Consider the following 11,423-nt stretch of genomic DNA (forward strand, 5'->3'; position numbering starts at 1 on the left):
AATAGCTAACGGCGTATTGCTATGACTCTTGGCAAATTAATTAGTCCTTTGAACCTCGACCTCGACGAGCTTGAATTGGAGTTGGAGTGGTTGCCGCTTTATCGCGAATTCGCGGAGCGCTTCGATGAAGGGCTTGATCTAGTGGCGGCTGGTGTCGAAATGTGGCGTCCAGAAGAACGCGAAGAGTGGCGCCCTGAAGAGTGGGCGATTGAGGCGGTAGCAGAGATAAGCCGAAAGCTCTACAACATTGAGCAAGCGCTGGATCGGTCTCCAGCACTAGGCTTGGCTTGGGCGGTGCGTAACGCGGGGGCATGGGAAAGGCGTGCCACCGATTCGCAGCTTGCGGCAGCCCTCGCTATGGCTTATGGCTGCCGAGCGATACATGCTCTTCGCAAATGGCAAGCGCAATTGGCTGACAATGTGGTGGAGGCATTTGGGCGCGCGCGTGTTGATGACTTAAGGGTGAATGACCCTGAGTTTTACGTCACCATCGTTAATGATTGCCGCATTGAATGTTCGATAGCCGAGATCGAGGCACGGGAGTCGGCTGTCGATATGCTAGGGCGCGCACGCAACTCCATCATCTTCGCGGAGCTTTATCGGAATCCAAGTATTCCACCCGAAGCGCTGGCGCAAGCATTGAAGAAGTCTCGCGCAGCGACAGGCAGGAAAGCCGGGGCGAGAAGCGGTGCCGCCAGGCAAGAGAATAATGCCAAGCGCGATAAGGCCATCTGTGATGCGGGCCGAGAGCTACGCGCGTCTGGTAGGCAGCCCAGTGAAATTTCAGGGATCCTTTCTAGGCGGCCGGTTGCGGAAGGCCTTGTGTCAAAACGCATACGGGAAATACTACGCGAGGGAGGTGTTCTGCCTCCAGCCTGAACTCCAGGGAAGTGAACCTAGTTCACTTCCCTCTCTCCTTTTATCTTCCCCCCCGTTGGTTTCATCAAATCCGGGGGCATCACATGCAACTCATCCGATCTGTAACAACTGTTTCGCCCGCTAACCTCCTCACGCCTGAGCAGGCAGCCAAATTCTTGGGCCTATCGGTCAAGACCCTGGCCACCTGGCGCAGCACTGGTAGGCACGCTCTCCCCTTCATCCGCTGTGGCGCACGCATCCGCTATCAGCGGGCCGAGCTGGACGCCTGGCTAGCCAAGCGGCACCAAACTTCTACGGCGCCTCGGGGGAAAAGCTAATGTCCTCGCGTCAATCCACAAACAACCCCTCTCCATCGACCGCTGTCCATGCACGTGGTGGCGGCGGTTCGGTGCGCAATCTGCGCCAGGGTATTGGTCAAGTTCCAGGCTTTGATCCTGCCGCCACGCTGATTCGCTTCCCCGATGTGGTGGCTATGACCGGCCTAGCTCGCGCAACTATCTACAAGCGGCTCAAGGACGATCCGACCTTTCCCCGCCCCGTGCCGTTGAGCGGCAGCACGTCACGGGGAGCGCCAGTGGGCTTTGTTCTCGCAGAAGTGCAGCGCTGGGCGCGTGAACGTATTGAAGCTCGGGGGATTACTGCATGAGACTCGCTCGCATGCCGTTTACTGGCCCCTTCTTCGACACATACGGAATTGGCTTTGCCCTGTACCAGCCGGGCCGCAACAACTGGAAGCAACGTACCGTCGCAGGTGTAAGTTGGAACGGCCTGGATGGAAAAGCGCACTTTTTCAACCCAGATGGCCTGGTGCTTCCGCTGGTTCCTTCCCCTTGGGAACTGCCTACCCTATTGCGCCAGCATAGGACGCGCATGGAGCCAGCACAGGTGGTGGGGGCAGGCGCATTTGCTATGACCCATCCCGCTGGAGAGTCGAGCGAATCAAACCATTGGGTCACTTACTGGCTCGTAGGGAGTGATGCGGCCTATGCAAATTGCCCAGAGGTGTGGACTGGCTATGTGGAATCTCAAGTAGCGGCTGAGCGCAAAGCGGCCGAGCACAACTACGTTGATGCCCGCCGTATCAGCCAACGCGCAGAGCATGAGCCGACCTGTGATGGTCTGTCCGAATGGGTCCGTGTAAACACTGAGGATTGCCGCCGCATGCTGCGTGCTGAGTATGAGCGCGAATGTGCGGAGGATCAGCGAGTTGCGGCCTGGTTGCGAGGGTGCGCCGCATGAAACCTATTTTCCTGCCCGCCGCTGCCCTTGATGCCATAGACGAGCTGGGTCCAAAGGCACCTACGCCTGGGCGACTGGAGCGACTGCAAAAACTCCGCGACGAAGCACTAGGCAAAGGGGCGCACGTTCTGCTGCTGATTTGGCCGACCCTTGATTGGATGCTGCTCGCTGTCGAGGCGCCTGAGGACGTAGTAATTCGGGATGCAGCGCAGTTGGTGCCCAACGTGCTCGCCAATCCCAATGCGTTGGGACAGATGTATGAGAAGGCCAGGCAAGGCCGCAATCTCACCTGGCTAAAGCTTGAGCGTCGCCCGGCCATTATCCACTAACGAAAACGCCCCCGGCTGCAACCGAGGGCGTCTGAGGATCTTCACTTTGCCCGCTCACTCTATGCCATGGCCAGGAGCCATGCAACCTGCCCGCACCACTCAGCTTGCGCTTCGTCGGGTCACACGTTACTCTGCGCCTGTCGCTGCAAATTCAGCGACCGGGTTTGGCGACCCGATCAACATAAGGCGCACAGGCGCCCCCATCACGATTGCAGGCGCTTTTTTTGTGCCCGTACGTCCGTGTTATGGCGGCTGTGCGTGGGAGACCTTCGGGTCTGCCGGTTTCCTTATGTACCGGTTCGCCAACCTGCGCACAGCTGCCACCCTAATTCGTTTGGCGACGGACCGTGGCAGCTCCACACATAAGGAGCGTCACCCCATGCACACCCTCAATCCGTCTGCTCTCCAGAGCCACATTGCCGCCCTGAAGGCCCGTGCTATTGCGGCACTGCACGCCAATTCATCCCTCTCCGTCCGCTTGGCGCGTTACAACGCGGCGATGGCCCGTGCCCGCGCCCTGGAAGCAAACGGGGGCGCCCAATGACTACTCAACTACAGCACTGCTCTCAACCCGAAGATCTGCTGTGCGTTACCGCACAGGCGCCCGCTGGCGTCCCAATAGATGCGATCACCTGTGCCGTTGAGCGAGCCCAGGCGGTGCTGTGTTTGCTGGAGGATCAGTTCGAGGCGGAGCAGGGGCAGCGCCTGACTAACCGTGTGATTCTCGGCGCTCTGTGGGACGTACGTGGGACGCTGGAGCAGATTCGTATCTTGGTCGTGCATGCCGACGATTCGACCCGCCATGTCGCGGAAAGGGGGCGGAAATGAGCGGGCGCATTCAGGTTAATACAGCGGGCGGTGCCACCTTCTCTAAGCACAACTCGTCGAATCTACCATTTTTCCGGGTATGCCCCGATATCTCCGGTGAGGAAGCATTGGAGCAGGCGTCGGTACTCATGAGCTGTGTGAACAAATTGACGCAGCTAGCAGGCGTGAGCGACGACAACAATGCGCTTGTGTGGGCTGCGCACTATTTGGGTGAGCAGGCTAAGGCTCTTGTCGATGATGTGACCACTGGGATTCAGATTGCCGAGAGTGGCCAGGCATGAGCAGGAAGATGCCCAACTCCAGGCATCCGACCTTTGCGCAGGTCAAGGCCGCCTCCTGCGCGGCGATTGAGCGCGTGCTGGCCCATTGGCTTCCCGGTGGCAAGCGCGTAGACGGTGGCAAGGAATACACCGCCCCCAACCCAACGAGAGCGGACAAGCATTCAGGCTCGCTCAAGGTGAACTTGGCCAAAGCCACCTGGTGCGACTTCGCCACCGGTGATAAAGGCGGTGATTTGATTGACCTGGTGCGCTACCTCGATCGCGGCACAGATGTGGAGGCGTGTAACAAACTGGCTGCCTTCCTCGGTGTCGAGGCGATGAGCAAATCCGACGTCACAGCTCCCGCCAGTCAGGCTAAAAAACCAGAGTGGGTGCCCGTGCTGCCCATTCCTGAGCAGGCAATGCTGAAGGTGCTGCAAGCGCACCGGCAGCACGGTAAACCTTCCAAGGTTTGGATTTACCGTGACGCCAACGGTCAGCCACTTATGGTGCTGTACCGCTTCGACCTCGGGCCGGATGAGAGCGGCACGCCGCGCAAAGTGTTCGCGCCCCTCACCTGGTGCAAAAACTCTGCAAATGACTCGCTAGCTTGGCGCTGGCAGGGTTTATCGGAGCCTCGCCCGCTGCTGCGACTTGATGATCTGGCTAAACGCCCCTTGGCGCCAGTAGTGCTGTGCGAGGGCGAGAAGGCCTCCGATGCCGCTGCCGATCTGTTGCCCGAGCATGTTGCCACCTGCTGGCCCAACGGGACGAACTCTTGGCAGAAGGCTGATTTCGCGGCGCTAGTCGGGCGTGACGTATTGCTTTGGCCTGACAACGATGCCCCCGGCATTAAGTGCATGGATGCCTTGGCCGACCACCTGCGAAAGCTTGGAGCTGCCTCGGTCCAGACGGTAGCCTTGACGGCGTTCGGGCTACTCCCTGGCATGGAGGGCGAGCGCCCCACTTTCGCCCCAGGCGGTGAGTGGCGCGAAGGTGACGATGCGGCGGATGCCCTGTCCAAAGGCTGGACGGCTCAACACTTAGCAGAGCTGCAGCGCACCGGGAAGCTATTCGCCCTCGTACCTGCCGCCACACCCACCCCCACCAAGCAGAACAAGACCACTGGCCAGGCCAAGCCGCAACCTGAGAAGAAAACCGCCCCAGCCCCGAGCGGCTTCCGTGTCACGAAAGATGGGGTGTTCTATGCCGGTGAGGATGGTGAAGCACGCCCGGTTTGTTCACGGCTAGAGGTATTGGCTCGGACCCGTGACGAAAAGGGCCACGGCTGGGGGTTGCTGGTGGAGTTCGATGACCCGGATGGGGCCAACAAGCGCCTCAACATTCCGGCCAGGGCAATGGCCGGCGACTTTGGCAAGGAAGTGCTCGCGCCACTGGTCGATATGGGGCTGCGCCTGGCGCCCGTGCGCACTGCTCGCAATTCGCGCAACGATCTACAGAGCTACTTGCAGGGCTATGACGGTGCTGAGCGGGCTCGCCTGGTCACTCGTCTGGGCTGGCACGGGGATGCCTACTTGCTGCCAGATCGGCAGATAGGTGCCACCGCCGAATATCTGCACTTCTACGAAGCCGGTGCTCAGCTTCCGTCGATCACTCAGGCGGGGACACTGGAACAATGGCAGCAGCAAATCGGTGCGCTTTGCGTGGGCAATAACCGCCTGGCGTTCGTCGTATGCGTGGCTTTCGCTGGTGCGGTGTTGCATCTACTCGGGCACGAGTCGGGCGGTTTCCACCTGTACGGCGATAGCTCGGGCGGGAAGACCACCCACCTGCAGGTGGCTGCCTCGGTTTGGGGTGGGCCACGTCTGGTGCGTTCCTGGCGCTCGACAGACAACGCCCTGGAAAGTATCGCAGCGGCGCACTCGGACGGGTTGCTGGTGCTCGATGAGATCGGGATGTGCGACCCACGGATCATTGGGGAAACGGTCTACATGCTGGGTAACGGCACCGGTAAGGCGCGGGCCAATGATCGTGGCATGAGTGGGCGCCAAGTTCAGGAATGGCGCTTGCTGTTTCTCTCCACCGGGGAAAAGACCTTGGCGCAACACATGGCCGAGGCAAACAAGGACCTGAAAGCCGGTATGGAGGTGCGACTGCTTGCTGTACCGGCTGACGCGAGCAAAGGGCTAGGGTTGTTTGAAGAGCTGCATAGCTTCGACGATGCCGCCGCGCTGTCGGATGCGCTCAAGGCCCGGGTTAGCCGATGCTATGGCACGCCTGCCCAGGCTTTCCTGTCGGCCCTCTGTGAGCCCGGTAAGTTGCGGGCATATGCGGCCATGGTGCGCAGCACTCTGGAGCGGTTTACCACTGAGGCATTACCTGCCAGCGCCAGCGGCCAGGCACAGCGTGCCGCAACTCGCTTCGGACTGGCAGCGGCGGCAGGTGAGTTGGCTACAGCCTTGGGCGTTACAGGATGGCCAGACGGAATAGCGCTGCAATCCGCGCGCGTGTGCTTGGATGCTTGGTTGGCTGAACGTGGCGGTGCCGGAAACCTGGAAGGTGACGCTATCGTGGCCAGGCTGCGCGGCATGGTGGAGCGTTATGGAGAAAGTCGCTTCACGCGGTGGGATTCTATTGCCGCAAAGACCGATGAGCATGCGCCGCGTACAGCAGACCGGCTTGGCTTTCGCAGGACTATGGATCATGGCATTGGCGACTCTTTATATACGTCGGTGACCTATTACTTCCTCGGCACGACTTGGCGTGATGAGGTTTTTAAAGGTATGAACTTGCGAAATGTAAATAGAGAGCTGGTCGCGCGCGGAATACTTGAGCCGAGCGGAGACGGAAAAGCCGCCCAATCCGTAACACTACCCGGAATGCCGAAAGGACGGGTTTATGTTGTGAATTCAAACGTATTGCTTGGCGAATAACTAGTAGCACTAAACTAGCCGGGAGATTAATGGCCACTTATAGGCTCGGCCTGCCTACGCCTGCGCTTTCATAAATTTGATTATTGGAGTCCAAAATGAGCACAAATTCGTCTATGCTAAAACAATGCCAAGCTGAACTCGCAAGCTTGAAGAAAGATCTTCCTCGGCTAAAAGCCGTCGCTGACGAGGCAGAGAAAACATTCGCTAATAGCCGTCAGGGAAGGCCTGTTTATCCTCGGGATCAGATCGCGCCTTACTCCAATGCTAAAGCTAAAATTGATGAGCTATCTCGAGAGATTCCAAGACTTCAGGGCTTGGTTAGCTGGGAAGATGGTGTAAAGTTTGCCTCTGAAAACGTGCGGCAGGCAAAAAAAGATATAGCCAAGATTCAAAGCGAAATTAAAAGCCTACGCGAAAAGCGAGAGATGCTGGAGTTCAAAAGGGCAGGTCTTGTTACGAAGCACGAGCGTGAATTTGAAGCTGCAGAACGCGATGAACATCAAGCCGCCCAAGCTTATGCCCAGGCGATGGGGGAGAACGATAGCGGGGTTGAGCGCAAGGCAGAGGGATTGTTGCAGAAGGCGTCCCACGCGTTGGCGATAATCAAACAGACGCTTCAAGGTGCTAATACAGTCTCGTCTGCACTTTGCACACAGCTCTCGGAGCTTGATGCTGTTATTCAGCAGAAGCAATCAGAGCTTGACAGTCTGAGCTCAAAAGTTCTTCAGGCTGCTCGATTTTATTGGGCAGACCGCTTTGAGAGGGCTGCACAAGAACTGGCAACCCTGGCGGCCCATGTTGCAGCAGCTGAAAAACTACTTGGGTACGGTGATAGCCTGAGCGATTTCTACGTTCCAGCTATTTCTCCCCAAAAGGGATATTTCATTTCACATCGTAGGGTTTTGGAACGACGCAGCACTATCCAGCTGGAGCAGCTGACAGACATTTAATTCCAGCTTGCCGAATCCGTCATTATCAAATTGTCAAAACACCATCTCAGAGTAATAGGTGGTGGTGTTTTGATGTATGTGTATTAATTTTTTTGTCGTTCATGATTGTCTTCGGTATTAAAATTCTGAAGCAAGTGCTCTACGTCATATAGGAAACCGTTTCGGATTGCTTTTTTGGTCTTTTCCAAATTTCCAAGCATGTCATTTACAGGGACCTTGGTGCTGCCAAAGATGAATGAAGTTGATTCATGAACTATTTGACGCTCGTTCACGGGGCTGGCGATTACTGCGAAGAGCAACGATCCAAGTAATGCCAAAGGGAACTGTACTCTGCCATTGAGCGTGCCAACGTAGGGGGCGTTGACAAATTCCACTTTCTCCGAGAGTTCGCCTTCATGGAGTATGGAGCAGCGCATGACTTTGTAGACAAGATCTTCGAATTCAATACATGTCCCTGAATCGCTGGAACTCGAAACTTCGAATGATAGGCTAGTTGTTTTAGCTGGTGTTCCATTGCTTAGTGACCAGAGAATGAACGGCAGGCTGTCTTTCAAGAATTTTTTACAGCGCTCAGATGTCTTCTTTCCTGGATAAAGCAGCTTGGCTGTGCCGTCGATGGCAATTGCAAGTTGGATGAACGCATTTTCGGCATCCCCTAGAGCGAGCTTAGCTGTGCATTCCTGAATTCGCGCTGCAATGGTCAATAGTGACTCTCCTGGGTCTGGTATCTGCCGATGCGGCATTCGCAGTTCTTGACCAATTTTTTGTTAGGTAGATTTTGGCTTCATCTACGGCTCGTCCATTGGGGGTAAGGGAAGCCCATCTTAGGCTTGATGGCTATTAGGCATCAACCTTAGCTGATGTCTTTCATGACAATTCCTGTAAGACACCCTATCAGTAGTGCTACCCACAGGACGGTTTGGACGAGCGACCGGCTGAGGCTCCTGAAAGACCGCTTTCGGCCGTTTTCTGCCTTTCGCGACAGGCAGAAAGCGGCCAAAAGCGGGCTACCGTTGAACGCGGTTCCTCCCCCGTTTGAGCACCAGCAGATGCATACAGCCGTTAGCCCTCGAAAGCTAGGCGCGTTGCTACTCCATCCTCAGCCCTGGCATCCTGAGTAGCCTGTGCACCGACGCCGCCCAATCGCGAGCTAATATGGTAAACAGGACGAAGGGCAGTCCTTTATTACCAAGCGCTATCATGAATACCGGAAGTTCAACCATGAATGAAGAGTGGATTCTCCAAACCAAGGAAACTCGCAGAGTATTTTCTAACGCGGCATGGATTCCTTTGGGAGCGTCTGTAGAAGACAAGAAAGGAGATTTGAAAGAGATAGGTCATGTCAGTGAGTATTTTGGATGTGGCTCCGTTGCATTCCCGCCAGAACATCGAGTCTTTGTCGAAGAGCGCCTTGGGTGGAGCGACATAGGAATAGGGCATACCGTCGCCCCGTATGCGTACGAAGATGGATATTATTCGTCAATCGATCAATATCAATATAACGATAAAGAGCCGATAGGCTTTAACTTAGTTTATGTGCAGCCGCAGCCCGTCATAGGTGGCAACAAATGGATATTGAGTCCGGATCTCATCGTGGCGCTGGGTCTCATCAAAGAAGGTGATAACTGGGTTAGACCTGAAGAAAACTTCGTAGTAGTAGCTCGCGAAACCTTCGACGCGAACGGCGAACATCGTCTTATTGAAATAAAAAGGGAGTTTCTAATAGATTATTTAGCAGCTAGAAATTTGTCGCTTCGTCTGTCGTATTATCGACAGAGAGTGGAAAATGTTGCCGCTTTGCAGCATAGTGCTTATTCAAATTTGCAAACACGAAGTGAGGAAAGAGATAACGGCAGGTTCGAGCTAATCGTTAGGGATCTCAATGACGTGTTCGGAGGAAGCTGGGCGATGTTTCGTGCTTGGAGGACGGACGTCGATGAGGAAGAAGACGCTCCGGTAATGGGGCCGGAAAATGATACTAACACAGGCCATGAAAGCTCCAATGGGCAACGAGGAGGCTATGCAGGTGTTCGGGTCGAGGGTGAGTTTTGGCGGGAGGAGTGGGTCGACCACCAATCAAAAAGCCAGCGGGTTCGTGGAGATACTGATCCGAACCTCCCTCAATTCATCGTGGAAACTGATGGTACTCGAATGCCATCACGGGCACTTAGGAACGAGGACATCGGTCGTTGGTTATGGTTTCGGGCGAGCGTTGTCACTGAGCTTCTGAATAATCGCGGCTTTAAGTTGACCTGGTACACTGGCGAAACTGGGGCCATACAGTCCACATCAGGGTATAAAACTCACTTTGGGATCAATAGCTCTGACCTGATTACTGTCTACGCCTATGACGTCGCACGCTTGGCCTCCTGGGAACAACATGTTTGGGCCGCACATAACACTGCTCCAGAAGGTAAAGTTTCAAGCGAGTTGCTAGAATCGCAGGTTAAGGCAAAACCAGCATCTACATATGCAGTTGAAGAACTATTCTTTGGAAGCATGAGGCTTCTAGAAGATGGGTTTCGGGAAAAATACAATATATCCTTATTCACCCATGACATTGATGACGCCGAGGCAGGGCAACAAGTATCTAGATTTTCGAGCAAGGATAGACCAACTCTACTCAGATTGGCCAAAGATATTATTCGAGTGTTCTCGGACAGACTCAACGTGCGCGAACTACGCAAGCTTTCTACGCACGCGGAGAAGGATAAGCTTGGTTCGAATAAATTGCTACAAAGTATCCTGGCTCAAAGTATTGGAATCGACGGCGCCCAACGGATATTTGCTGAAATTGCCGGTGCTTATGACATGCGATTGGGAGATGCGCATCCTACAGGTTCAAAGGTTGCAGATGCGATCAAGCTCGCGGGCGTCAATGAAGATAGCTCGCCCATACGGCAAGGAGAGCAGCTAATTCACAACGTTGGGCGGTCAATTTGGTATACAGGTAAGTACTTGTTCGGCGAGCCTGATGGTCAAGACGAGTAAGATATCGACAAGACCATTATGCGGCACGCCATCGCAATGGAAATTGCGACATGACGTATCAATGACAGTTGAATTTATGGGCGAGACTTATGCCAAGTTTTGTATGGGACAGAGACACAGAAGATGCGTGGAATGAGCCGTATGAGTATGGTGGGCAAGAGCAATTTCATCGAGAAGCTCATAAGGTTCTATCGTCAATAAAGCTTCATTATGCAGAAAAGGACATGCACTTTGATCGAGATGAACGAACTCTCGACAAGGCGATCTGGCTAATACAGATAGATGCCTTAGAGGCGCTAATAGATGCCTTAAAATTAACAGAGGAAAAGAGGCATCGAATTGCCTCGCGCTTATTTCGTGATGCAGTTGAAACAATGGATATTTCGGCCTACTTTTATTTGGCTGGTGATGGGGCCAGGAAAGATCTCGCTAAATGGTATAATAACGAAGTCATTCCGCATAGGGTTTTTAGAGAATTCATAAGAAAATTTGAGTGCCAAGATAAAGCCCAAAACTTAAGCAATCTTTATAGTGATCTCAGCAAGTATACACATCGGACATATAGTGCGATAACCAAAAGCTACCTGCTGGGTAGGGGTAACAAAATTGCTTATGATGGATTTTCTGAGACCGGTTTCAGAGTGCTTCCGCACGTCATATCGCTTTCGTATGCAATAATCGCAGCATTGATCAAAAGATTTATCACGATTGCCGAAAACAGTCAGCAACTTGATTCTGCCAAAGTTTGCGATATTTGGGCGACATCATTGGAAAAAGAAACAGTACCCAGACGCTTTGGTCCAGGACCAGGTCAGTTGCTAAGAAGTGCTCCTATAGCATTTGAGCTGAAGTTGGATGAAGGTTAATTGAGTTGTCTCTAGTTTTGCTGATGGATTGAATATCTGCTTTTGGCCGTTAGCTATCCTCCGCCAAGGGCTCCTATGGGTTTACGGACGATCACCATGGGGCTTTCGACCCAGAGCGGCCCTTGGCGGAGGGAAGTTAACTGCCAATTTCAGTCATTCGAGATAACCCGGTACCCCCCAGCAGCGG

General features: G+C 54.4%; 13 protein-coding genes. 12 read left to right on the top strand and 1 reads right to left on the bottom strand.

From position 1 onward, the window contains the following. Positions 1 to 21 precede the first annotated feature (21 nt). The 10 genes from ACNQP3_RS03370 (at position 22) to ACNQP3_RS03415 (ending at position 7,379) form a co-directional block, all read left to right on the top strand. Positions 22 to 879: a hypothetical protein gene (locus ACNQP3_RS03370; protein WP_264316788.1), complete on the top strand. Its 858-nt coding sequence runs from the start codon at positions 22 to 24 to the stop codon at positions 877 to 879. An 83-nt stretch (positions 880 to 962) separates the two neighbouring features. After that, positions 963 to 1,196 (top strand): helix-turn-helix domain-containing protein, encoded by a 234-nt coding sequence (locus ACNQP3_RS03375; protein ID WP_264316789.1) that lies wholly within the window; start codon positions 963 to 965, stop codon positions 1,194 to 1,196. Continuing rightward, on the top strand, positions 1,196 to 1,525 hold the full coding sequence (locus ACNQP3_RS03380; protein WP_319026130.1) for a helix-turn-helix transcriptional regulator: 330 nt from the start codon (positions 1,196 to 1,198) through the stop codon (positions 1,523 to 1,525). Before ACNQP3_RS03375 ends, ACNQP3_RS03380 begins: the two co-directional genes overlap by 1 nt. Then, positions 1,522 to 2,118, top strand: a complete 597-nt coding sequence (locus tag ACNQP3_RS03385; RefSeq protein WP_264316790.1) for a hypothetical protein — start codon at positions 1,522 to 1,524, stop codon at positions 2,116 to 2,118. The genes ACNQP3_RS03380 and ACNQP3_RS03385 overlap by 4 nt, the downstream gene beginning before the upstream one ends. After that, positions 2,115 to 2,447: a hypothetical protein gene (locus ACNQP3_RS03390; protein WP_264316791.1), complete on the top strand. Its 333-nt coding sequence runs from the start codon at positions 2,115 to 2,117 to the stop codon at positions 2,445 to 2,447. The genes ACNQP3_RS03385 and ACNQP3_RS03390 overlap by 4 nt, the downstream gene beginning before the upstream one ends. A 379-nt stretch (positions 2,448 to 2,826) precedes the next feature. Then, positions 2,827 to 2,991 (top strand): hypothetical protein, encoded by a 165-nt coding sequence (locus ACNQP3_RS03395; protein WP_197898613.1) that lies wholly within the window; start codon positions 2,827 to 2,829, stop codon positions 2,989 to 2,991. Further along, on the top strand, positions 2,988 to 3,275 hold the full coding sequence (locus tag ACNQP3_RS03400) for a hypothetical protein (protein ID WP_264316792.1): 288 nt from the start codon (positions 2,988 to 2,990) through the stop codon (positions 3,273 to 3,275). The genes ACNQP3_RS03395 and ACNQP3_RS03400 overlap by 4 nt, the downstream gene beginning before the upstream one ends. Further along, complete coding sequence (locus ACNQP3_RS03405) at positions 3,272 to 3,556, top strand: DUF3077 domain-containing protein (RefSeq protein ID WP_261242062.1); 285 nt, start codon at positions 3,272 to 3,274, stop codon at positions 3,554 to 3,556. The genes ACNQP3_RS03400 and ACNQP3_RS03405 overlap by 4 nt, the downstream gene beginning before the upstream one ends. Then, the gene (locus ACNQP3_RS03410) at positions 3,553 to 6,429 is read left to right on the top strand and encodes a DUF927 domain-containing protein (protein ID WP_264316793.1); all 2,877 of its coding nucleotides are present in this window, start codon (positions 3,553 to 3,555) and stop codon (positions 6,427 to 6,429) included. The genes ACNQP3_RS03405 and ACNQP3_RS03410 overlap by 4 nt, the downstream gene beginning before the upstream one ends. Positions 6,430 to 6,524: 95 nt before the next feature. Next, positions 6,525 to 7,379 (top strand): hypothetical protein, encoded by an 855-nt coding sequence (locus ACNQP3_RS03415; RefSeq protein ID WP_264316794.1) that lies wholly within the window; start codon positions 6,525 to 6,527, stop codon positions 7,377 to 7,379. A gap of 83 nt (positions 7,380 to 7,462) precedes the next feature. On the opposite strand, the gene ACNQP3_RS03420 is transcribed toward ACNQP3_RS03415, so the two are convergent. Next, positions 7,463 to 8,083: a hypothetical protein gene (locus tag ACNQP3_RS03420; protein ID WP_264316795.1), complete on the bottom strand. Its 621-nt coding sequence runs from the start codon at positions 8,081 to 8,083 to the stop codon at positions 7,463 to 7,465. A gap of 517 nt (positions 8,084 to 8,600) precedes the next feature. On the opposite strand from ACNQP3_RS03420, the gene ACNQP3_RS03425 reads away from it, so the two are divergent. Continuing rightward, positions 8,601 to 10,370, top strand: coding sequence for a hypothetical protein (locus ACNQP3_RS03425; protein ID WP_264316796.1), 1,770 nt, complete (start codon positions 8,601 to 8,603; stop codon positions 10,368 to 10,370). Positions 10,371 to 10,459: 89 nt separating this feature from the next. After that, complete coding sequence (locus tag ACNQP3_RS03430; protein WP_264316797.1) at positions 10,460 to 11,236, top strand: hypothetical protein; 777 nt, start codon at positions 10,460 to 10,462, stop codon at positions 11,234 to 11,236. Positions 11,237 to 11,423 lie beyond the last annotated feature (187 nt).

It is taken from the genome of Pseudomonas sp. LFS074 (assembly GCF_047978165.1).
GTDB classification, from domain to species: domain Bacteria; phylum Pseudomonadota; class Gammaproteobacteria; order Pseudomonadales; family Pseudomonadaceae; genus Aquipseudomonas; species Aquipseudomonas putida_P.